20 protein-coding genes are annotated in these 23,039 nt (G+C 56.9%); 9 read left to right on the forward strand and 11 right to left on the reverse strand.

The window, feature by feature from the left end:
* Positions 1 to 159: 159 nt before the first annotated feature.
* The 5 genes from ACR0M2_RS15390 to ACR0M2_RS15410 form a co-directional block, all read right to left on the reverse strand.
* Positions 160 to 1,965 carry an ABC transporter ATP-binding protein gene (locus tag ACR0M2_RS15390; RefSeq protein WP_170349982.1) on the reverse strand — a complete coding sequence of 602 codons (1,806 nt, stop codon included), beginning with the start codon at positions 1,963 to 1,965 and terminating at the stop codon, positions 160 to 162.
* A gap of 1 nt (position 1,966) precedes the next feature.
* A complete protein-coding gene (locus ACR0M2_RS15395; protein ID WP_170349983.1) occupies positions 1,967 to 2,896 on the reverse strand; it encodes an ABC transporter permease subunit in 930 nt (309 codons plus the stop codon).
* A 10-nt stretch (positions 2,897 to 2,906) separates the two neighbouring features.
* A complete protein-coding gene (gene oppB, locus ACR0M2_RS15400) occupies positions 2,907 to 3,830 on the reverse strand; it encodes an oligopeptide ABC transporter permease OppB (protein WP_170349984.1) in 924 nt (307 codons plus the stop codon).
* Between the two features lie 66 nt (positions 3,831 to 3,896).
* Positions 3,897 to 5,525, reverse strand: coding sequence for a peptide ABC transporter substrate-binding protein (locus tag ACR0M2_RS15405; protein ID WP_170394809.1), 1,629 nt, complete (start codon positions 5,523 to 5,525; stop codon positions 3,897 to 3,899).
* 391 nt (positions 5,526 to 5,916) lie between these two features.
* Positions 5,917 to 7,152, reverse strand: a complete 1,236-nt coding sequence (locus ACR0M2_RS15410; protein WP_480705859.1) for a lytic murein transglycosylase — start codon at positions 7,150 to 7,152, stop codon at positions 5,917 to 5,919.
* A gap of 186 nt (positions 7,153 to 7,338) precedes the next feature.
* Between ACR0M2_RS15410 and ACR0M2_RS15415 the strand changes: the two genes are divergently transcribed.
* Genes ACR0M2_RS15415 through ACR0M2_RS15440 form a run of 6 tightly spaced genes read left to right on the forward strand, consistent with a single transcriptional unit; the run spans position 7,339 to position 13,835 of the window.
* A complete protein-coding gene (locus ACR0M2_RS15415; protein ID WP_480705861.1) occupies positions 7,339 to 8,289 on the forward strand; it encodes a cytochrome ubiquinol oxidase subunit II in 951 nt (316 codons plus the stop codon).
* Positions 8,286 to 10,370: a cbb3-type cytochrome c oxidase subunit I gene (locus ACR0M2_RS15420; protein ID WP_170349987.1), complete on the forward strand. Its 2,085-nt coding sequence runs from the start codon at positions 8,286 to 8,288 to the stop codon at positions 10,368 to 10,370. Before ACR0M2_RS15415 ends, ACR0M2_RS15420 begins: the two co-directional genes overlap by 4 nt.
* Complete coding sequence (locus ACR0M2_RS15425; RefSeq protein WP_170349988.1) at positions 10,367 to 10,999, forward strand: cytochrome c oxidase subunit 3; 633 nt, start codon at positions 10,367 to 10,369, stop codon at positions 10,997 to 10,999. Before ACR0M2_RS15420 ends, ACR0M2_RS15425 begins: the two co-directional genes overlap by 4 nt.
* Positions 10,992 to 11,318, forward strand: a complete 327-nt coding sequence (locus tag ACR0M2_RS15430; protein ID WP_170376942.1) for a cytochrome o ubiquinol oxidase subunit IV — start codon at positions 10,992 to 10,994, stop codon at positions 11,316 to 11,318. Before ACR0M2_RS15425 ends, ACR0M2_RS15430 begins: the two co-directional genes overlap by 8 nt.
* Before the next feature lie 22 nt (positions 11,319 to 11,340).
* On the forward strand, positions 11,341 to 12,315 hold the full coding sequence (locus ACR0M2_RS15435) for an HlyD family secretion protein (protein WP_480705863.1): 975 nt from the start codon (positions 11,341 to 11,343) through the stop codon (positions 12,313 to 12,315).
* Positions 12,312 to 13,835: a DHA2 family efflux MFS transporter permease subunit gene (locus ACR0M2_RS15440; protein ID WP_170361809.1), complete on the forward strand. Its 1,524-nt coding sequence runs from the start codon at positions 12,312 to 12,314 to the stop codon at positions 13,833 to 13,835. Before ACR0M2_RS15435 ends, ACR0M2_RS15440 begins: the two co-directional genes overlap by 4 nt.
* Here ACR0M2_RS15440 and ACR0M2_RS15445 read toward each other — a convergent pair.
* Both ACR0M2_RS15445 and ACR0M2_RS15450 read right to left on the reverse strand, forming a co-directional pair.
* A complete protein-coding gene (locus ACR0M2_RS15445; RefSeq protein ID WP_170361810.1) occupies positions 13,832 to 14,194 on the reverse strand; it encodes a fluoride efflux transporter FluC in 363 nt (120 codons plus the stop codon). The genes ACR0M2_RS15440 and ACR0M2_RS15445 overlap by 4 nt on opposite strands.
* Positions 14,191 to 14,598: a fluoride efflux transporter FluC gene (locus ACR0M2_RS15450; protein ID WP_226689417.1), complete on the reverse strand. Its 408-nt coding sequence runs from the start codon at positions 14,596 to 14,598 to the stop codon at positions 14,191 to 14,193. The genes ACR0M2_RS15445 and ACR0M2_RS15450 overlap by 4 nt, the downstream gene beginning before the upstream one ends.
* 197 nt (positions 14,599 to 14,795) lie before the next feature.
* On the opposite strand from ACR0M2_RS15450, the gene ACR0M2_RS15455 reads away from it, so the two are divergent.
* The 3 genes from ACR0M2_RS15455 to ACR0M2_RS15465 all read left to right on the forward strand — a co-directional run bounded on the left by ACR0M2_RS15455 (position 14,796) and on the right by ACR0M2_RS15465 (position 18,923).
* A complete protein-coding gene (locus tag ACR0M2_RS15455) occupies positions 14,796 to 16,376 on the forward strand; it encodes an FMN-binding glutamate synthase family protein (RefSeq protein WP_480705865.1) in 1,581 nt (526 codons plus the stop codon).
* A 61-nt stretch (positions 16,377 to 16,437) separates the two neighbouring features.
* Entirely contained in the window at positions 16,438 to 16,977 is a 540-nt protein-coding gene (locus ACR0M2_RS15460) for an RNA polymerase sigma factor (RefSeq protein ID WP_170361811.1), read from the forward strand.
* Positions 16,974 to 18,923, forward strand: coding sequence for a vWA domain-containing protein (locus ACR0M2_RS15465; protein WP_480705867.1), 1,950 nt, complete (start codon positions 16,974 to 16,976; stop codon positions 18,921 to 18,923). The genes ACR0M2_RS15460 and ACR0M2_RS15465 overlap by 4 nt, the downstream gene beginning before the upstream one ends.
* Before the next feature lie 46 nt (positions 18,924 to 18,969).
* On the opposite strand, the gene ACR0M2_RS15470 is transcribed toward ACR0M2_RS15465, so the two are convergent.
* From ACR0M2_RS15470 to ACR0M2_RS15485, 4 genes are all read right to left on the reverse strand, one after another.
* The gene (locus ACR0M2_RS15470; protein WP_254428493.1) at positions 18,970 to 19,521 is read right to left on the reverse strand and encodes an ABC-type transport auxiliary lipoprotein family protein; all 552 of its coding nucleotides are present in this window, start codon (positions 19,519 to 19,521) and stop codon (positions 18,970 to 18,972) included.
* Positions 19,522 to 19,616: 95 nt separating this feature from the next.
* Entirely contained in the window at positions 19,617 to 20,933 is a 1,317-nt protein-coding gene (locus ACR0M2_RS15475) for an MlaD family protein (RefSeq protein ID WP_480705869.1), read from the reverse strand.
* A gap of 5 nt (positions 20,934 to 20,938) precedes the next feature.
* Positions 20,939 to 21,754: an ABC transporter ATP-binding protein gene (locus ACR0M2_RS15480; RefSeq protein ID WP_170349998.1), complete on the reverse strand. Its 816-nt coding sequence runs from the start codon at positions 21,752 to 21,754 to the stop codon at positions 20,939 to 20,941.
* A gap of 1 nt (position 21,755) precedes the next feature.
* The gene (locus tag ACR0M2_RS15485) at positions 21,756 to 22,868 is read right to left on the reverse strand and encodes an ABC transporter permease (RefSeq protein WP_480647372.1); all 1,113 of its coding nucleotides are present in this window, start codon (positions 22,866 to 22,868) and stop codon (positions 21,756 to 21,758) included.
* Between the last annotated feature and the right edge of the window lie 171 nt (positions 22,869 to 23,039).

Consider the following 23,039-nt stretch of genomic DNA (forward strand, 5'->3'; position numbering starts at 1 on the left):
ACGATCGGGATTTACCCTGCGCGACATTGCGGATTTCTGCCCTTATCTGCAGCAGAAACGGATATCTGCGTGCCATAGATCCGCCTTGCCGACAGTTGCCGTAGTCACTGGGTCCAATGCAAACCCCGAAGCCGGGTGAACGGCTTCGGGGCAGCAGGGTCAGGCCCCGTTCATGATGATTTCCAGCGGGTCGTGTTCGGCCACGAAATGATCCGGCGTCACCTCGCTCAGCTGCGGCACATAATCGGTCTGTCCTGCGGCCAACCGGCTGGGAAGAAACCGCAATGCGGCTTTGGGGTCCATGGGTGAGGGCAGTTCACCAGGCAGCTTCAACCGCTGTCGGCTGCGTTCCACATCCGGGTCCGGGATCGGCACCGCCGAGATCAGGGATTTTGTGTAAGGGTGGATTGGATCAGAACAGATCACCTCTCCATCCCCCAGCTCGACTATTCGGCCAAGATACAGAACCATGATCCGGTTTGAGACCGCACGTACCACAGACAGGTCGTGGCTGATGAAGATCATCGACAGGCCAAACTCCTGTTGCAGTTCACGCAACAATTCCACGATTTGCGCTTGAATGGACACATCCAGTGCCGAAACCGCCTCATCACAGATGATCAACTTGGGTTTATTGATCATCGCCCGTGCAATGCCGACCCGCTGGTTTTGCCCGCCGGATAGCTCATGCGGATAACGGTTGATCATGTTGGCCTTCAGACCAACCCGCTCCATCATGTCGGCGACCATTTCCTTGCGTTCCCGATCCGTCAGATCGGGGCGGTAGGTCTTGAGCGGTTCCGCGATAGACGCCGAGATCGTCATCCGCGGGTCGAGGCTGGCCAGCGGGTCCTGAAACACGATCTGCAAGTCTTTGCGGTATTTGTTCAGCTCGGCCCGTTTTAACCCGACAATGGGATGGCCCAGCCAGCTGACATTGCCACCGCTAGGCTCGATCAGTTGAAGAACCGCCCTTGCTAGAGTGGATTTTCCACAGCCAGATTCGCCTACAACACCCAGTGTTTCACCTTTGCGGATGTCAAAACTGACGCCATCGACCGCCTTCAATGGCACCTTGCGTCCAAATATGCCACCCGGCACGTGGATCGGGAAATGGACCTTGACGTCATCAACTTTCAACAGCGGGTCTTCGACCTTGTCCAAAGCCTTCGGCGCATCGCCAGCATCGATCCGCGGCATCGCCTCTAGCAGAGTGCGGGTGTATTCGTGCTGCGGTGCGCGGAAGATTTCGCGCGTGTCTCCGGCCTCGACAAACTGACCCAGACGCATGACCTGAATGCGATCGCACATCCGCGCAACAACGCCCATGTCATGGGTGATCAGGGCAATCGCCGTGCCTTCGTCCTTTTGAAGGCGCACCATCAGGTCGAGAATGTCGGCCTGCACGGTGACGTCCAGCGCCGTGGTCGGTTCATCCGCGATCAGCAGCTTGGGATTGCACAGCATCGACATTGCAATCATCACGCGCTGACGCATACCGCCCGACAATTCGTGCGGGTATTGATCCAGCCGCCGTTTTGCCTCGGGGATGCGGACGCGATCCAGCCATTCCAGACAGCGAGCCCGAGCTGCGGACCCTTGCAGCCCTTCATGTACCTGCAGAACCTCTCGCATTTGCTGACCGATCCGCAGATGCGGTGTCAGCGCGGTCAGTGGGTCCTGAAAGATCATGCCGACATCATCGCCACGGATCTTGTTCAGCTTGTTGATAGGCAGGTTCAGGATTTCCTTGCCGTTAAGAGTAGCAGACCCCATGGCCCGCCCGGCAGGCGGTAACAATCCCATCGCGGCCATGAAGGTCTGGCTTTTGCCTGACCCGCTTTCACCCACGATGCCAAGGCATTCGCCCGGATTGATGTCGAAACTGATGCCTTTGACGGCCTCGACCACGCCATCGGGCGTATTGAACTGGACGCTCAGGTCCTTAACAGAGAACAGGCTCATATCAGCGATCCTTCGGGTCCAGAGCGTCACGCAAACCATCGCCGATGAAGAACATCGAGATGATGATGGCGACATAGATTGTCAGCGGGTACATCAACTGCCACAGCGTCCCGTAAGCCATCGTTCCTGCGCCTTCGGCAATCAAACGACCCAAGGACGTGTAGGGTTCCGAAATGCCCAATCCAAGGAACGAGATGAAGCTTTCCATCAGGATCATTTCCGGCACCAACAATGACGCATAGACGATTACCACACCCAAAAGGTTTGGCAGGATATGGCGATACATGATGGTGAACTCGCTGACACCAGCTGCACGGGCGGCCTCGATGAACTCGCGGTTTTTCAGGGTCAGGGTTTGCCCTCGAACGATCCGCGCCATGGTTAGCCAGCCCACCGCGCCAAGTGCGATGAACAACATGAAGAACGACCGCCCCGCCACGACCAGCAGCAAGATGACGATCAATGTGGCCGGGATCGCCAGCAGGATGTCGACAAACCGCATCATGACACCGTCGGTGCGCCCGCCGATATATCCGGCGGCGATACCGTAGCAGGTTCCGACAATCAGTGCGGTTGCCGCCCCGATAAGCCCGACCAGCAGCGATGTTGTAGTGGCCTGAATGACGCGGCTGTAAAGGTCGCGTCCCAGATCGTCGACGCCGAAATAGTGCCCGGTTTCGATTGAGGGCATGCCCATGCCAGCCACGTCCCCCATAACGTTCCAGTCAATCTCCTCGTTGCTCCAGACGGCGAAATATGGGCCAAAGATTGTGAACAGGACGATCATGGTCAGAATGAAGACGCTGGCCATTGCGGCTTTGTTTCGAACAAAACGCATCCGTGCGTCTTGCCACAGCGAACGTCCCTGAATAACCGTGTAGTCGGTTACGTCTCCGGCCAGCTGAGCGGCTTTTTGTGATTTTCCAAGCATTGCCAGCCCCTCAGTACCGGATTTTCGGATCGAACCAGGCATAGGCCAGGTCGGTCAGCAAGTTCACGACAACGGTCAGCGCGCCATAAAGGATCGTGACGCCCAACAGCACGGCATAGTCCCGCGACAGGGCCGAGCCGACATAGGCCTGACCTAATCCACCGGTCGAGAAATAGATGTCGACAAAGACAGAACCGGTCAGCACGTAGACAAAGACCGGCCCAAGATAGGACACAACAGGCAGAAGGGTCGGCTTCAACGCATGGCGCCAGATCACGGTTCTGGTCGGCAGGCCCTTGGCGCGCGCGGTGCGTATGAAGTTCGAGTTCAGAACCTCAAGCATGGACGACCGCGTGATCCGCGCAATCGACCCCATGTACGAGGTCGCCAACGCAATGACCGGCATGATCAGATATTGCCACTGACCACCATTCCAACCACCGCCGGGCAGCAGCCCCAGCCACAGGGTGAAAGTCAGGATTAGGATCGGGCCCATGATGAAGTTCGGTAGCGCCTGCGCAGCAATGCCCAGACCCACGGCGAAGTAGTCGATCCAGCTGTTGTGCTTGATTGCGGCGGCGATCCCCAGGCCCACACCAACGGTGGTAGCAACCAGGAACGACAGCGACCCATAGGTCAGCGAGATTGGAAAACCCTGTGCGATGATGTCGTTCACATCGCGGTCCTTGAACTTGAAGGACGGGCCGAAATCGAAATGCACGACGATGTTATAGAGGTAATCCCACAACTGTTTCCACAGCGGTTGATCCAGCCCATAGCGGGCCTCGATATTGGCCAGAACCGCCGGTGGCAGAGGCCGTTCCGAGGTAAAGGGCCCACCGGGCGCGAAGTGCATAAGAAAGAAACAGGCGACGATCAGCAACAGGATCGTCGGTATGGCGACCAGCAGTCGCCGTAGACTATAGGCAAGCATTTCATGCCCCCATGTTTATTGGCCCTGCCCCGGTTGCATCCGGGACAGGGCGAGGTTCAAAGACGATTACTCGGCGCGTTTGTAGAGGTTCTTCGAGTACCAGTTTTGCTCGACATTGTTGATCGGCCAGTTCCCGACGTCGGTGTCCATCATGTAGACGCCGGCATAGTGGTAAATCGGGATCACAGGCGTTTCCTGCGCGATGATACGCTCAACCTCTGTGTACAGAGGTGCAGGATCGTCCGAGGTTTTGGCTTCGGCCAGTAGCTCGTCAACGCGGGCGTTGTTGTACTTGCCGTCGTTGTAGCCCGATTGCGATTGCAGCAGGTCCAGGAAAGTGGAGGCCTCGTTATAGTCGCCACACCATGCGCCGCGGGCCAGATCGAAGTTCTGGTTGCCGCGCTCTTCCAGGAAGACTTTCCATTCCATGTTGGCCAGCTCGACATTCACGCCCAGTTTCTGTTTCCACATCTGGCTCAGCGCCACGGCGACTTTCTTGTGATCTTCGTTGGTGTTGTAGACCATCTCAAAGCTCAGCGGATTGTCGGGGCCGTAACCGGCACCGGCCAGCAGTTCTTTAGCCAGTTCATCCCGCTCGGGCTGAGTCATCGAGGCCATCTCGACCTCGGGGACCGTGAATCCAGCGGTCGCTTCGGGAGCGAAAGTGTAAGCCTGCGGCTGGCCGCCAGCCATGACTTTTTCGGTGATGATCTCGCGATCAACGGCCAGTGACAGTGCCTGGCGGACATTAGGGTCCTTGAACGCTTCGGGACCGTCTTCCGTCAGGTTGAATGTGTAATAGTAGTTACACAGGCGCGGGAAGCTGATGGCCTGATCCGGGTGTTCCTGGCTCATGCGGGGAAACTGCCCTGCGGGAACTTCGGTGCGGTCCAGTTCGCCAGCCAGATAGCGGGTCAAAGCGACGTTTTCGTCGTTGATGACCAGCGTCACGACTTTGTCCAAGATCGTGTTTTCATTATCCCAATACATCTCGTTACGTTCACGGACCGAGCGTTCCTGCGGCAGGTGTTCGGTCCAGATATAGGCACCGTTCGAGACGATGTTTTCGGGCCGGGTCCAGGCGTCACCATGTTCCTCGATCACTTTCTGCGGGGCCGGGAAGGTTGTGGAGTGCGTGGTCATCTGCGGGAAATAGGGCAGGGGCGCGCTCAGAGTGACTTCCAGAGTGTGATCGTCGAGGGCTTTGACGCCCAACTCGTCAATAGGCTTGTTCCCGGCAATAATTTCTGCAGCATTCTCGATCGACATCAGCTCCATGAACCAGGCGTAGGGCGAGGACAGGGCGGGATCGACAGCGCGTTTCCAGGCATAAACAAAATCACCTGCTGTCACCGGGTCGCCATTCGACCACTTGGCGTTGTCGCGCAGGGTAAAGGTATAAACGTCTTTGGTGTCGTTGGTGGTATAGCCGGTGGCGACGCCCGGAACCAGATTGCCGTCTTCGTCCTGGTTCATCAGACCTTCAAACAGGTCGCGGGTAATCTCAGCGCCATAGGTATCCTCAACAACCTGCGGATCGACCGAGCTGTGCTCATCGCCAAGGCGGTAGATAAAGGTCTGGTCATCCGCCAGCGCCTCGCCGGTTGTGGGATGGGTGCCCGCAGCAAGGGCGGCACCGGTGATCATGGTCGAGGTCAACAGCCCCGCCAGAGATGTACGCATATACTTGTTCATGTTTTTCTACTCCCGTTTTTAGGGGTCCGGCACGCGCATCCTTTCAGGATGGGTACAGGCCACCTTGTTTGTCCGACCCTGAACAAGACCGGGACGGGTTCGAATTTTGCTTTTTCAGAGCGCAAGGAACACCGCGTCGCAGTCTTTCGGTTTGCAGTCGGGAACGTGTTTGCGAAAGTCGCCTTTCACTGCCGGTGAAGGTGGCATTATTTCAAATCGGGATAAAGATGGTGCCCACAATTTAAGCAACTACAGGTGGATCGTGAACGAAATGGACGTAGGTTGGGAAATTTAATAATGAAACTTCATCGTTTCTTGACATTTTTGTGAAGGTCGCCCCGCAAACTTGACGCCAAGGAAGCTCGAATCACATCAAATTTGCAGCGAATCGCTACTGCGCCAGAGCGGATTTCATGCTGGTTTCTGGGAAGCAGGTCGGGCTGCGTCCAGTCACTTGTTGCCAGCGCCCAATCGAGCGGCGAGTCTTGAACCCTGGCAATCCATCCGCACCACCGACATCATGGCCCTGGTTTTCCAACGCCCGTTGCATGGCTGCGATATCTGACCGGTACAAGGTATCAACCTTGCCCCAGCGGGCTTTGAAGTCCCCAACGCCATACTGAATGCGGTCTCCGACATGGCCCACGAACAGAGCGTAGAGATCGCTTTTGTTGTAATCCTTGAGAACGTAGAAATTCGGCGTGACGATAAAGGCGGGTCCCTTGCGTCCAGCTGGCATCATCAGAAACCCCTCACCCGGCAGTTCGTGTGGTGGAAATGGCTTGCCAGATACGCGGGTGATCCCCATGGCAGCCCAGTCCTGAATAGGTCGACCCTGATCCGGTCCTTCCAGCGCACAGGTTATCTGGGTTGGAACCGTGACCTCGAACCCCCAGTCGCGTCCGGTGACCCAGCCATGTTGCGACAGGAAATGCCCGATGGAGGCGATTGTATCTTCGGCCGAGCCCCAGATGTCGGATCGCCCGTCGCCATTTCCATCCGCGGCAAAGGTCAGGAAGTTCGAAGGCATGAATTGCGGTTGACCCAACGCGCCCGCCCAGCTGCTTTTCAACGTGCCCGTTGGGGCGTGGCCGGCCTCGGCAATTTGCAGCGCGGCGATCAACTCGTCGGTGAAATACGCGGCCCGGGTGCTCATGAACCCTTTTGTCCCCAACACCTGAAAGGCATCGTGGCGGATGGGTACTTGGCCATACCCGCTTTCCCGGCCCCAAATGGCCAGGATGATCCGTCCGGGAACCCCGGTTTCCGCCTCGACCCGCGCCAGGGTCTTGGCGTGACGCCGGGCCATCTGCCGCCCTTTGGCAGTTGCACCCTTAACGGAACCGGCATTGAAGTATCGGCCAGGTGATCCAAATTCAGCCTGTTTTTGCTGTTTGGGTGTCTGAGCAGAACTGCCCGGCGGCACCAGATCGGGCAACTTCCAGTTGAGCGTTACCCCATCAAAGGCCCGCTGCATGGTTGCGCGCGAAACACCTTGGGCCTTGGCACGCGGCCAGACTGTATCTTGCAGCCATGCTTGAAACTGGCGTTCCACCGTCGCGCGATCCTGTGCGTTTGCACTTGTCGTAAGGCACCAAAGGCCGAGGGCGAGAATAATCCAACGCATCACCAAAATGTCTCACCCGGCTGCGATGCCAAGTCAACCGCATCATCGAAGGCGATTTGCACGATCCTAATGCTGTGGTTGTTCAGGCAGGGTGTGAAACAATCGACGGTTTTGGAAAAAACCTTGAGAAAATCTGTGACTCTGTCGATAGTTGGCCGAAACGAAGGCTTAAGAGGACGATCAGGCGTGGCCTTACTCAAACCTTCAGCAATGGCACTGATGATCGCGGTTGTTGTGACCTCGGCACAGATGGCGTGGGCAAGCAACAGCTTCATGGACCCGCAAGGCCCTATTGCGGCGGTTCAGAAAACCCACCTGCTGCGGGCGACTGTTCTGATCATGATCGCCGTGTTGCCGGTTTTGGTATTGGTGCCGCTGATCGCCTTGCGGTACCGGCGGCGCAAGGGCAGCGCGGCAGAGTACCGGCCCAAATGGGATTTCTCGGGCAAGCTGGAATTTGCCATGTGGGGCGTGCCGGTCGTGATCGTGGCGCTGCTTTCGTTTTACCTGTGGAAAGCCACCCACCGGCTGGACCCTTACGCCGCTCCGTTCGGTGAAACACCCGCGCTGAACGTGCAGGTTGTTGGCCTCGATTGGAAATGGCTGTTCATTTACCCCGATCTTGGTATCGCCACCGTTGGAGAGTTCGGCATTCCTGTCAAACAGCAAGTGGCGATGACGCTGACGACGGATACGGTGATGCAATCCTTTATGATCCCCGCTCTGGCGGGGCAGATCTACGCGATGCCGGGGATGACGACTCAGCTGCATCTGGTCGCCGATACGCCTGAGACGATGCAGGGCGAAAACACGCAGTATAATGGGCGGGGTTTTACCAAGCAGAAGTTTCTGACTCAGGCGATGCAGCCCGAAGACTTTAATGCCTGGGTTGAAAGTGTTCGCACCCATGGGATCCCTCTGACCGAAGACACGTACAGAACGCTGGCCATGCGCACGGATCGGGATGAGGTACAGGCAGTGTTGGGGACCTCACTGATGCCACTCAATGCGCTTTATTTTACGCTGGAGGACGGTGATCTGTTCCAGTCCATTTTGCACCGCTATCACGGTGGGCAACCGTTGCCACGCGATCAACAACCGGGAACCGCTGAATACGGGCAAGAGGGCGTGCAATGACCGAAACAGGATTCTTTGGCCGTCTGAACTGGGATGCCTTCCCGATCACGGGTCTGATCCAAAACCCTAACGCAAATGAAATCGTGGCCAACGCGGCGGCGGCCGTGGTGATCGTAGGCGTCATTGTCGTGGTCGGATCACTGACATGGTTCCGCCTGTGGGGGCCTTTGTGGCGCGACTGGCTAACCAGCGCAGATCACAAGAAAATCGGCATTATGTACATCGTCTTTGCCATCGTCATGCTGGCGCGCGGCGTGCTTGAAGGCGTTGTCATGCGCGCCCAACAAGCAGCCGGGCCGGGCGATGGTTTCCTTGAGGCCGAACACTTTGCCGAGTTGTTCAGCACCCATGGCACGATCATGGTGTTCTTTGTCGCCGTGCCCTTTGTCTTCGGGCTCGCGAATTACCTGATCCCGCTGATGATCGGTGCGCGGGATGTGGCCTTTCCGGTAATGAACCAGATCAGTCTGGGCCTGACCGTCTCGGCGGGCATGATGTTGATGGTGTCGCTGGTGGTTGGCAATTTCTCAACCGGGGGGTGGACGGCTTATCCGCCTTATACCGGGGCCGCCTTTAACCCCGGCGTGGGGCCGGATTACTGGATATGGGCCATTGTTGTCTCAGGCATCGGTACCACGCTGACGGGGATCAACTTTGCAGTCACGATCTATAAGCTGCGGGCGCCGGGGATGAAGTTCATGCGGCTGCCAATGTATTGCTGGACAATCATCAGCAGCTCGATCCTGATCATCTTTGCCATGCCGCCGCTCGGCGTGGCCGCACTGATGCTGGCGGCGGATCGGTATCTGGATTTCCATTTTTTCACCAACGACCTTGGCGGCAACATGATGAACTATGCCAACCTGTTCTGGCTGTTCGGCCACCCCGAGGTCTATCTGCTGGTTCTGCCCGCTTATGGTATCTATTCCGAGGTTTTCGCCACATTCTCGGCCAAACGGCTTTACGGGTACAACTCGCTAGTGATTGCCACAATGTGCATCGCGGTGCTGTCCTTTACCGTCTGGCTGCACCATTTCTTTACTATGGGCCAAAGCGCTCTAATCAATGCTGTGTTCGGCATCGCCACCATGCTGATCGCCATTCCAACCGGGGTGAAGGTCTATGACTGGATGGCGACTCTGTATCGTGGCCGTATCAGGTTTTCGGTGCCGATGCTGTACGGCCTGTCCTTTCTGATGTTGTTTGTGATTGGTGGCTTGTCGGGTGTGATCCTTGCCAATCCGACGGTCGATTATCAGGTGCATAACACTCTGTTCCTTGTGGCGCATTTCCACAATGTTCTGTTGCCGGGCGTGCTGTTCGGCCTGCTGGCCGGATACAATTACTGGTTCCCCAAAGCTTTTGGGTTCCGGCTGAACGAGCGTTGGGGGCGCATCACAGTGGTATTGTGGACGGTTGGGTTCATGCTGACTTTCCTGCCGCTTTATTTCGTTGGCCTCATGGGGATGCCGCGCCGGTCGTTCAGTTGGGAAGACCCCAGTTTCCACCCCTATATGATCATCGCCGTCATCGGCGCGCTGGTGATCTTGTCGGCGCTGTTGGCGGTGGTTATGCAATTGTGGGTCAGTATCCGCGACCGGGAAAACACCCGCGTGCCAGTCGGCGATCCGTGGGATGCGCGCACGCTGGAATGGTCGATCCCGTCGCCGCCGCCGCCCTACAATTTTGCCGTCATCCCGCAGGTGACGGATCGGGATAACTTTGCCGCCGCAAAGGAACGGGGTGAGGCCTATCCGACACCTGATGAGTACGAAGATATCTCGATGCCGCGCAACACTGGGATCGGGTTCATCCTGTGTGTACTCAGCGGAGTCTGGATGTTCGCATTGGTCTGGTGGATCTGGTGGCTGGCCGCACTGGTAACAGCGTTGATGTTGCTGTCCTTCATCCTGTGGACCTTCAGGCTGGACACCGAAGAGGTCATCCCCGCCGAGGAGGTTCGCAAACAACACGAAGCCTGGCTTGATTTGGTGCGCAGCTCTGCACCGGTGGATCGCGATCATGAAATCGCTCCGGAAAATCGCGGCCTTGCCCGCCCTGACCTGGAGGCAGTGACATGAAACGCGCACCGACGCACAGCTATCCGGGGCTGAACCTCGGCCGGCGGCATGCAAGCGCGGACCAGGCCGCCGAGGTTGTCACTTTTGGATTCTGGGTCTTTCTGATGAGCGATCTGGTCTATTTCGGCCTGATGTTCGCCATTTACATCACCATGATCGATGCACAGGCTGGCGGGCCCGGTCCGCACGAGCTGTTCGATCTGAGAAGCATCTTTGCCCAGACGATAATCCTTTTGACCAGCAGCCTTACCGTGGGGCTGGCAATGCTGGCGCTGAAATACAACCTGCCCAGATGGCGGATCGTGTTCTGGTTCTGCGTGACGCTGGTATTGGGTCTCAGCTTTCTGGTGCTGGAAATCCGCGATTTCGTGGCGATGACCGAAAAAGGCGGTGTCCCTCAACGCAGCGGGTTTCTATCGGCCTTCTACGGTCTGGTGCCTCTGCATGGGTTGCACGTGGCTGCTGGGTGCTTGTGGTTGATCGTGTTGGGCATTCAGCTGCGCCTGTTTGGCTTGACTGATCTGCTGATGTCGCGCGTGGTGCGGTTGGCATTGTTTTGGCACTTCCTCGACCTGATCTGGATCGGGATTATCACCATCGTTTATTTCGGAGGGCTGACCTATGGATAAGCGCAGCGAGATGCACCGGCGCGAGCGTCGGCGCTACATAATTGGCTATGGTGGCTCGCTTTTGCTGACAGGGGCGGTGTTCGCGATAGCCTATAAATACGGTATCGAGACCAAAGGGGTTTACCTTTCAATCGCGTTATTGGGGTTGGCGCAACTGATCGTGCAACTGGTTTATTTCTTGCATATTGATCGCCGCCGCAGCAGCCGGGAAGACCTGGATTTGATCCTTTTCTCCACGCTGGTGCTATTGATCATCATCCTTGGGACTGTCTGGATTATGGGCAATTTGGCGGTGCGAATGCACACCTATCCGATGTAGCCAATTGTTTGAGGCCTGACCCATGAAAGCCCTTGCCGTTGCAGCCATGCTTATTGCTATCGGTGCAGGACTGTTCCTGTTTTGGCGTCATGAAGAGCGTTACCCTTCAACGAATGACGCGTATGTTGGTGCGAATATCATCAGCGTGGCAGCACAAGTTACCGGGCAAGTGGCAGAGGTTCCGATCACGGAAAATCAACCCATCAAGGCAGGGGATCTGCTGTTCGCCATTGACGAAACGCAATTCAAGGCATCCGTCGATCAAGCACGGGCCGATCTGGACAGCGCCATACAACAGGTTCATACCATTTCCACCCAGATTTCGGCAGCTGAAGCGGCTGTAAATTCCGCTCAGTCGGCCTTTGACACGGCCAAAAGTAATTTTGAACGCAACAAGGCGTTATACTCGGACGGGGACGTGGCGCAGGTCACGCTGGATCAGGCGACGACGGAATTCGCGCAGGCCTCGGCCCGGTTGACCGCCAGCCAGGCTGCGCTGTTGGCTTTGCAAAGCAGTGTGGCCGCAAAGCAGGACAACGTCCTTTCTGCACGCGCGCAGCTTGAGATTGCAAAAGCGGATTTGGATTGGACCAAGGTCTATGCAGCGGCGGATGGTTGGATTGCTAACCTGACCTTGCGGCCAGGTTCAGCGGTGGCCGCCAATGCGCCGCAGTTTTCGATTGTCGAGTCTTCGGACTGGTGGGTGGATGCGAATTTCAAGGAAACCGCTCTGCCGCGCATTCGTCCGGGCCAACCGGTTACGGTTCAGATCGACATGCTGCCGGGTGTGACGCTGACGGGCAAGGTCGCCTCGATTGGGCGCGGCTCGGGGGATACTTTCTCGCTTTTGCCGTCCGAGAATGCCAGCGGCAATTGGGTCAAGGTCACCCGCCGCTTTGCGGTGCGCGTAGAACTTGATCCGACCGATGTGCCCCTGCGCGTGGGTGGCAGCAGCAAAGTGACTGTGGACACGACCATCGATCAGGCAGAAAAATGACGGGATCGGCGGCCAGCCGCGTCAATCCGGTGATTGTGATCGCCGTTGTTCTCAGCGCTATACTTGAGGTGTTGGACAGCACCATTGTCAATGTGGCACTACCGCATATTCAGGCCGCTTTCGGGGCCACGACCGATCAAGCAACGTGGATATTGACCAGCTATATCGTCTCGGCTGTCGTGGTCATGCCGCTGACTGGGTTTGTTGCCCGCCGGGTCGGACGGCGGCAGCTGATCCTGACCTCCATCACGGGCTTTACCGCTATGTCCGTCATGTGCGGCCTCTCGTGGAGCCTTGAGACCATCGTCTTCTTCCGGCTGGCGCAGGGCATGTTCGGTGCGTTCCTAATCCCGTTGTCGCAATCCATCCTGTTTGATGCCTATCCCCGCGAAAAACGCGGGCAGGCGATGGCTGTTTTTGGTCTGGGTGTCGTGGTTGCCCCCGTCTTGGGGCCGACAGTCGGGGCCATCCTGACCGAGTATTTCTCGTGGCGGATGGTGTTTTTCGTAAACCTGCCGGTGGCGGCCATGGCCCTGCTGTTGCTGGCCGGAGAGCTGCCGGATGATGAAACCGAAGAGGTCAAGATCGACTGGATCGGTCTGGCCTTGCTGGCCATCGGCATTGGTTGCTTGCAATACATACTGGATCAGGGGGAAACCAAGGATTGGTTGACCTCTCGTGTGATACAGGTGGCGCTGATCGCGTCGGTCCTGGGCGCGTTGGGGTTTGTTGTTCATGCACTGAGCTCGAAGCGCCCCGTCGTTGATCTACGCCTTTTCGCGGACCGGAATTTTGCCCTGTGCAATCTGGTCATCGCAGGGTTTGCGATCTCGCTGTTCGGAGGCATCGCGATCCTGCCAACTTTTGTGCAGAACCTGCTGGACTATCCGGTCATCGCCTCAGGCCATTTGTTCATTCCGCGGGGTATTACGGCGGGTCTGTCCATGGTGGTGACTGGCGCTGTACTGGTGCATCGTTTTGATCCGCGTATTCTGGCCGGGCTGGGCATGGCGTTGACGGCGGTAAGCAACTTCATGATGGGCGCGCTAAATATGAATGCGGGGTTTTGGGAGCTGGCCTGGCCAGGTGCCGTCAGCGGTCTGGGTATGGGGTTGGTCTTTGTGCCCATGTCGATTCTGGCGTTCGAGAGTATTTCGAAAACCCGGCAGGACGAAGCGTCTGGATTGTTCAACGTGACCCGTCAGTTGGGGTCGTCGGTTGGAATTTCACTTGTTGGGACATGGGTGGTGCGCGGGTTGCAGACGAATACCGCTGTGCTTGGCCAGAATGTGACCCCCTACAACCCGGCTGCGCAGGCTTATCTACAACCGCTTGGCCTGACGCCCGACAGTGCGCAAGGCGCTGCCATACTGGGGCAAGCGATCAGCCAGCAGGCTGAACTGATTTCATATCTGACCGTTTTCAATAACCTGGGTTTGCTGGCCCTGGCGACGATTCCTTTGCTGTTTTTCTGCCGCGCTCCTAAGCCAGGCACACAGTCTGCTGTTCCCGCGCATTAGTGTGTCAGGAACAATCCCAGCAACAAGGCAAGCCAACACAAGATCAGGCTAAGTAGAATATTCCCCGCCGCCAGCGCAATCGTGCGTTGCCGCCGCAACTCCAGCGATTGATAGGCAAAGCTTGAGAAAGTGGTGAACCCGCCGCAGAACCCGAAGACCAGCCGTTTTTCTTCTTCGCCCAAGTCGACTGGCCCACCCAGGAAACCGATCCACAGACCAAGAAGCAGGCTGCCCAGAACATTTACAATCAGTGTTGCAAACGGCAGGTCGTGGCGAACCCGTAGAGAGACCCAATGGCGCAGCACTGCGCCCAGACCGCCGCCCAGGCCGAACATGGCGTGCAGATACAGCTCGGTCATTTTGCTGACCTCTGCCCTTGGAACCGCCGTCCGATAGTCTCGCCCAAAATAGCAGCAGCAAGGCCAACCGCGATTTCCAGACCAGCAGCTGAAATAGCGCCCCAAAGATGCGTTGCCGCCATACGCTCCAGCTCAGCCACAAATGAGGAAAACGTAGACAGACCACCGCAAAACCCGACCGCACCCAGATGCAATACATGCGCATGCACGCGATGCCGCACTGCATAAAGCCAACCGAGTATGAAACAGGCCACAATATTGATCCCAAACGTGGCCGTCAGAATCGGAGCGCCGGGGATCTGGGCCGAGAGCGCCTCGCGCAGCAACGACCCCGCAGCGCCCCCTACGAAAACGGCAGCGAACATGATGGCCGTGGTCCGGACGGCGGGTCGGGTCTGTGTCACGGCCTGGATTCCTGCCCAATTTCACCTTTGTTTTGGCATACCTATTGGGGCAAGGGGGATCAACAGTGGCTCTGTATTCTGCCTGTTTCGTAATCTAACCTGATCGCGTGATGTTTGGTTCAAACGCTTGCAATCAAAAGCCGAATTGATCCACGCTTGCCATTAGCCGGTTTGGCAACACCTTGGGAGAGCGCAAAATGATTGTACGTCAACTCTATTACTTCCTCAGCTACGTGTGTTTGCCGCTGACTGTGTTGTGGGGGCTGTACTGGCCACCGGCGCATTGGTTACTGGTCCTGCTGATCCCCTACGCAGTGGTTGGCCTGTATGACATGCTGACCACAAAGCATAACGTTTTGAACAATTATCCGGTTCTGGGGCATTTCCGGTACATGCTGGAATTCGTCAGCCCGGAAATCCGCCAATACTTTGTTGAGACCAACGAAAGCGGGCGCCCCTATAACCGTATCATCCGCAGCCTGGTCTATTCCCGCGCCAAGGGGCAGATGGATACACAGGCCTTTGGCACACAATTCGACATCATGACCGTAGGGTATCACCGGGCCAACCATTCACTTGCACCCAAAGAGGTGGCCGAAAGTGAGGAACGGGTCATGCTGGGCGGACCCCAGTGTACCAAACCCTATGATGCCTCGCGTCTGAACGTATCCGCCATGAGTTTCGGCGCACTCAGCGCCAATGCGATCCGGGCGTTAAATGGCGGTGCCAAAGATGGCGGGTTTGCGCATAACACGGGTGAGGGTGGGTTGTCTCCGCACCATCTGGCCGAGGGCGGTGATATCATCTGGCAGATCGGTACGGGCTATTTTGGATGCCGTACGCTCGAAGGTACGTTCGATAAGGATAAATTCGCTGAAAAAGCCCAAAAAGATGTGGTCAAGGCGATTGAAATCAAACTGTCGCAGGGCGCGAAACCATCCCATGGCGGGGTTCTGCCTGCGGCCAAGGTGGATAAGGAAATCGCCGAAATCCGCCACGTACCCGAGCATCAGGACGTCATATCTCCTCCCATCCATTCGGCCTTTGAAGGCCCGACGGGTTTGATGCATTTCGTTCAGCACCTGCGTGAATTGTCAGGCGGAAAACCCGTCGGTTTCAAGCTGTGCATTGGACGTCCTTCCGAGTTTATGGCGATCTGCAAGGCGATGTTAGAAACTGGAATTTTGCCCGACTTTATTACCATTGACGGTGCCGAGGGGGGCACCGGGGCGGCTCCGGTTGAATTCACCAACCGCCTCGGCGTGCCCCTGAACGAGGCGTTGATCTTTGTTAACAACTGCCTGCGTGGCGCTGGTTTGCGCGACAAGATGCGGATCATCTGCTCGGGCAAGGTGGCCACGGGCTATGACATGGTCGAGAAATTTGCGCTTGGGGCTGATATGTGCAACGCGGCGCGGGCGATGATGTTTGCGGTCGGCTGCATACAGGCGTTGCATTGCAATACGAACCGCTGCCCTTCGGGTGTCGCCACACAAGACCCGGTCCGGGGACGGGCAGTGAACGTGCCGCAAAAACGCGTTCGGGTGCAGCGCTTTCATGACGCCACGCTGGAAAGCTTTCGAGAGCTTTTGGGAGCTATGGGTAAAGAAAAAGTCTCTGACCTGCATCCAAGCGATATCCGCTGTCGTAACGCGGATGAACACGAGCGATCCTATGCCGAAATGTACACTTTTATTGATGAAGGCGCCTTGCTGACCGATACGCCCCCCGAAGCCTTTGCTGCGGATTGGAAAATGGCATCGGCAAGTCATTTTTAATTTTTCTCGACCCGCCGCCAAGGATTGACCTTTCTGGTCCGTCTTACTCATCGTGATGCGTATGACAACTTCGGATGAGGATCTGGCCAAAGCTGCCGCGAAGGGGGACGCGGATGCGTTCGCTGCCCTTCTTGCGCGCCATTACGACCGAATATTTCGTTTGGCTTTTCGGTTGAGTGGGCGCGGTGATCAGGCCGAAGATTTGACACAGGATATCTGCGCTGCCTTACCAACCAAGATTGTTGGGTTTCGGGCGCAGGCCAAATTCACCACTTGGCTGTATCGTGTTGTCGTCAACGCCGCCGAAGACGCGCGCCGTCGGCAAGCCAGTCACAGCCGAGCTGCGGTCGGGTGGGGCGATGTCGAGCAAATGCGCCGGGCCGAAGCGGCGGAGACCGCCGAAGCCGTCGACTGGCTACAACGGGCCATGCGCGCGTTACCGCAAGAATTGCAGGACACCTTGGCCCTGACGCTTGAGGATGAAATGACTCATGCCCAGGCGGCACAGGTGCTGGGCGTGTCTGAGGGCACAGTGTCTTGGCGCATGTCGGATATCCGCAAACGCCTGCGCGCCCTGCGGCAAGAGGAGCTGGCTCAATGACAGACGATTTTGAAGATTTCAAAACTTTGATGAACGCCGCCACCCCAGCGCCGGATGCGAAACGCCGGGCGGAAAATTTGAATCAGGCGCAGAAAAGTTTCGCCCACGCCCAAGGATTGCAATCTGGCGCGCGTCCGACTGTCAAGCGAGGCCCAATAGCCCGCCTGACAGAAGGAGCGAAGTCCATGTTGAATGTCTTGACGCATCGCGGCGCATTGACCGCGACAACCGCAATTGCTGCTGCGGCCTTGGTGGCGATTCTACCGCAGACGCGGGATTATGTTCTGGAGCCGAATTCGAGAATCGAGAGTCGATCCACGACGTCGCAGGCTCCCCATTCGGTTACTGAGCTCGAAGCGGATTCTTTAGAGGAAACAGCTGCAGCTCCGCTGGAAAAGCCGGTTGTAGATGTCCCTGTGGTGGTCTCACGGACAGCGAAACGGCAGGAAGGGTTTACTGCCGAAAGCGATGGTTCAGTTTTGTTTGAGATTGCACCTAATACCGCTGAGCCATTTCTTGGAGGTAGAGTACTAGGTGCCATCGGTGATAATCAAAACACCGAGGCCTTCTCCAACACTGCCACCAACCCTCTAAAGGTGACAGCCGAAGATCCCGTTTCGACTTTCTCGATTGATGTCGACACGGCCTCGTATTCGATTGTCCGGTCGTCGCTGATGCGTGGTCAGTTGCCGCCGAAAGATGCGGTGCGGGTTGAAGAGATGGTGAATTACTTCCCCTACAGCTATCCCGCGCCCGATAGTGATGTGCCGTTCCGGCCTTCGATTTCGGTGACTCCAACACCCTGGAACGAAGGCACGCAGCTGGTCCATATAGGCATTCAGGGTGCGCTTCCGCAGATCGAAGATCGCCCACCGCTGAACCTGGTGTTTCTGATCGACACGTCGGGTTCGATGCAAAATACCGACAAACTGCCGCTGCTGAAACAATCTTTCCGCCTGATGCTATCGGAATTGCGGCCCGAAGATCAGGTGTCAATCGTCACTTACGCGGGCAGCGCCGGGCAAGTGTTGGAGCCGACGGCGGCGTCGGAACGGTCCAAAATCCTGACCGCGCTGGACCAGTTGGAGGCCGGGGGTTCGACCGCCGGGCAGGCCGGGTTGCAGCAGGCCTATCAGGTGGCGGAAAGCATGGTTGAGGATGGCGAGGTCACCCGCGTTATCCTGGCCACGGATGGTGATTTCAATGTTGGCCTGTCGGACCCGGACGCTTTGAAAGATTTCATAGCCCAAAAACGCGACAGCGGCACGTTTCTAAGCGTTCTGGGCTTTGGTCGGGGAAATCTGGACGATGCGACCATGCAGGCGCTGGCGCAGAATGGGAACGGGCAGGCGGCCTATATCGATACATTAAGCGAGGCACGCAAGGTTTTGGTCGATCAGCTGACCGGCGTGCTGTTTTCGATTGCCAATGACGTCAAAATACAGGTTGAATTCAACCCGACGCAGATCGTCGAATACCGTCTGATCGGGTATGAAACCCGTGCTTTGAAGCGCGAAGATTTCGCGAACGATAAGGTGGACGCGGGCGATATCGGGGCTGGTCATACGGTGACTGCGATTTACGAAGTGACACCTGTGGGGTCGGACGCCATCCGAAATGGTCCCTTGCGCTATGCGGAACAAGCGGTGTCCGAGGGATCGGACGAAATAGGGTTTTTCAAACTGCGTTACAAATCCCCTGGTGTTGCAGAAAGCCAATTGATCCAGTATCCAATCCTGCCGGGGCAGGGGGCCGTAACTGAAGATGTGGAATTCTCATACGCCATTGCAGGCTTTGGCCAGTTGTTGCGCGGCGGAGAATATTTGGGCTCGTGGTCCTATGCGGAAGCGATTGCGCTTGCAAATGAGGCAAAGGGTGAGGACCCGTTCGGGTATCGTGCCGAAGCCATCACATTGATGCGTTTGGCCCAGACATTGTCTCAATGAAACCGGTATGCGGGCGCTGAAACCTAAGAGCGCCCGTTTACCTACCCTAAAATCGATCAGAATTATTCGCGGCGTGGGTGTTGATCTTGCGCACACTCCATTCCACCGCATCCCGCATGGTCTTGCCCAACGCATCATCGAACGCTCGGACCAGATCAGGAGTTTTATCGCTGGCGGCGACCACATATTCCCGGAAGGAATCTGACGCGATGATCTTGTCTTCGAACTCGTCGATGATTTTGATGTTCATTCGAACTTCGACCCGTACAGTTGACGATCCGTCGTCTTCGGCAATCACAAGGCCCTGAAATTCCCGCAAGTCCGGAACGATGACATAGTCCGCGCGCAACCCAACGGTCGAACGACCAACGGCAGCCACCTTGCCGCTGTTTTCATAGCTTTCCACCAGCAGCGCCTGAACGATCAGCGGCGCGCGGTCCACCCAACGCGCCCGAGGCAGATACTGGACCTGCAACGGTGTGGGCTGAATAGCAATCTGATCGGTGTTGACGGCTGCGGTGGCCGTTGGTTCCTGCACCACGACCTGTTTTTGAATGCGCGGCAACGAAGACGAAAACGTGCTTTTTGGTGTCAACAAGTACAAATCATTAGGCTTTGATGCCTGCCTGAGCGTTCCCAGCCCCGCGCATCCCCCCAGCGACACCAGGGCGAGAACCACAAGTAAATGCCTAATCATTGGCGAAACTCCGATGCTTGGGTTCCAAGAAGGAAACGCGCGGGATCACGTTCGACCTTATCCACCAGACGATCTAGGCTGATGACCAGTCGTTGCGATTCTTCGATAAAGCGGGTGAACTGCGGCAGACCGACCCGCAAGAAATCGGACAGCTGACGGCGGTTGTCCTGGACGATACCGTCGATGGTGCCCAGCAGTTCCGAGGCTGATTTCGATGCGCTCAGGATATCGGCGGATATGTCGTCTATACGTTGGGTGACGTTCTTCACAGTCGCGGATACCTCATTTGCGGCTGTACGGATGTCGTTCATTACAGTGCCGACGTCTTCGGTTATGACTTTGTTGGCCGAGTCAAAGGCACGTTCTGCCGAGGTCAGCGTGCCTTTTGCCGTGTCCATCGCACCCGTGATTGACCCCAGCGTTTTATTTGCATTCAAGAATGTCTCGGTGATAGTCGCCAGCGAGACTTCGGCCTCGCTCGTCAGACCGTTCAGGTTCTCGGCCAGGTTTGTGGCGCGTTCGATGAAGGGACGAATATCTTCCTGAATTATGCGATCCGCTGTTTCGATTGTGACCTTGGCGCTGTCGAGAGTTGCGGTTGCCGATTCCGATGCGGTTTTCACGCTTTTCAGCGTATCCGTGCCGGTTGTCAGGGTCGTTTCGGCGGTGTCGGCCAACTGATCCAGTCGATCTGTGAAATCGCCAAGCTTTTTGGCGGCGCCCCCAAGGTCCGTCGACAGGTTTTCGAAATCCGAAAGTGTCTTTTCCAACTTGCCTGAAGCGGAAGACAGATTGTCGAGAATGTCGCTGACGTATTTGCGGTTCTTGTCATCGACTACGGCATTGAGGTTTTCCAGCAGGGTAACGGCCTCGTCCAGCACCTTCGGGGCGCCCTCAAACAACGATTGAATGGCGCTGCGCTTGCTTTTAATCACACTGTCTTGTGGCAGTTTTGTGCCGCTGGCGGACCCGCCGGTCAGTTCCACGTAACTAACGCCCGTGACACCCAGTGATTGCAACTGCGCAATTGTGTCTTCGGTTACGGGGATGTCTGCGTCGACCTCAAGCCTGACCCGTACCTTGGACGGGTCGTCCTCGTCCAGATTCAGCGAAATAACCTGACCGACCGGCAGACCATTGTAGCTGACGCCGCCTGCCGCAGACAGGCCAGATACGTTGTCGAACAGTACATCATAATAGGCGTATTGCCGCGACACCTCGAATTTCGCCAACCATAGGAAAAAGCCGAATGCGCCAAGGATACCCGCAAGGGTGAAGGCGCCGATCAGGATATAATTCGCTCGGGTTTCCATGGCCTCTACCTGTCCTGCCCCTTCTTTTGCGCCGCGCGCGCCCGGGGGCCGGTGAAGTATTCCTGCACCCAAGGATGGTCGACTTTGGTCATTTCTTCAATCCGTCCTTCAACCAGAACGCGTTTTTCGGCCAGCACTGCGACACGATCGCAAATGGCATAGAGGCTATCGAGATCATGCGTAACCATAAACACGGTCAGCCCCAGCGCGTGTTGCAACTCGCCGATCAACTCGTCATAAGCCGCCGCCCCGATCGGGTCCAACCCCGCAGTGGGTTCGTCCAGAAACACGATCTCGGGGTCCAGTGCCAGTGCGCGGGCCAAGGCTGCGCGTTTGCGCATACCCCCGGACAGTTCTGACGGAAACTTGCCGCAGCTCAGTTGTGGCAGACCTACAAGGCTGATCTTCAGGCTGCCAAGGGCACACATCAGCTTTTCACTTAACCCGGTGTGTTCGCGCAGCGGGGCCATGACGTTCTGCAAAACTGTCAGAGACGAAAACAGCGCGCCATCCTGAAAGGCCACGCCCCAATGCCGTTCGATGCGGCGACGTTCCTGTTCGGGCCCGTTCAGGACGTCGACACCCAATACTTCGATGCTGCCTGCGGCGGGTCTGTTCAACCCAACAATCGTGCGCAACAGCACCGACTTGCCGGTGCCCGATCCGCCAACGATGCCCAATACTTCACCGCGCCAGACGTCCAGGTTAAGGTTCTGATGCACCACCTGCGTTCCAAACTGGTTGGTCAGATTGCGCACGCGGATCACTGCCTCGCGCTGAGCGCCGGTTTCCGAGGTCTTTTCAAGCACGCTCCCGTCCATGTCAGACCTCCAACACCGAGAAGAAGATCGAAAACAGCGCGTCCAGTGCAATTACCATAAAGATCGACTGCACAACGGAGGCTGTTGTTCTTTGGCCGACGCTCTGGGCCGATCCCTTCACCTGCATTGCCTGCCAACAGGCGATAACGCCGATGACCACGGCAAAAAACGGGGCTTTGATCATGCCGATGGCAAAATGCCAGATGCCGGTGCTTTCCTTCAGCCGCGTCACGAACATGCCGGGGCTGATGCCAAGATCAATCCAGCTCATCAAACCCCCACCGATCAGGGCGGCCATATCCGCAATGAAACCCAGGATCGGCAACATGATCAACAAAGCGACGACGCGCGGGATCACCAGCACTTCGATCGGGTCAAGGCCCAGCGTGCGCATGGCGTCGATCTCTTCCTGCACTTTCATCGATCCGATTGACGCGGTGAAAGCCGACCCGGACCGGCCCGCAACAATAATGGCTGTCAGCAGGATGCCCAGCTCGCGCAGTACCGAGATCGAGATCAGTTCGACCACGAAAATCTCGGCTCCGAATTGTTTCAGCTGAGTGGCCCCCTGAAAGGCCAGCACAACGCCGATCAAAAACCCCATCAGGGCAACAATCGGGATGGCCCTAAAACCCGTTTCCTCCATCTGGGATACCAGCGCTGCCTGTCGCAGCCGCCATGGCATAATTATGGTGCGGGCTAACCGATGCAGAGTCAGGCCCAGAAAGCCCAGCATCGAAAGGGTGTCTTCCCAGGCCCCCGCCGTGCGTTGACCAACGCTGGCGACCCAATCAACAAAACTGCGGTGTTCCGCTTCGATGCCGGAATCGTCAGGTATGTTCTTGGCTACAGTGTCCAACAGGGCGGACTGAGCCGGGCTTAACCCTTCGAACCGAACCTCGGCGCCTACGGCCCTGTTTCGCCGGGCCAAATCGGCAACCAGCCATGCGCCACCGGTATCCAGCGCCTCAACCTGAGACAGATCAAACGTGACGTTGCCACCCTGGGGTTGAGTTGAGGCGAAAGCCTGTTCTACTGACGCCAGAGATTTGGTGAGCATTTCACCCGAAATACGCAGGCAGACGCCGTCGGCGTCATGTTCCGAATGTATCATGGGCTGCGTCATGGTCGTATGTGATGTGAAACCACGTTGTGCTGCAACGGATTTTTACGCTGTGACCAGATTTGCCGCCATACCATAGTAGGGGTGTGACAATTTGGGTCCGCCTGACGCTAGCCATGTGCGCCATCCCCTTAAATGACTGTTTTTTTGTACGTGATACGA

Source organism: Ruegeria sp. BE10 (assembly GCF_056538905.1).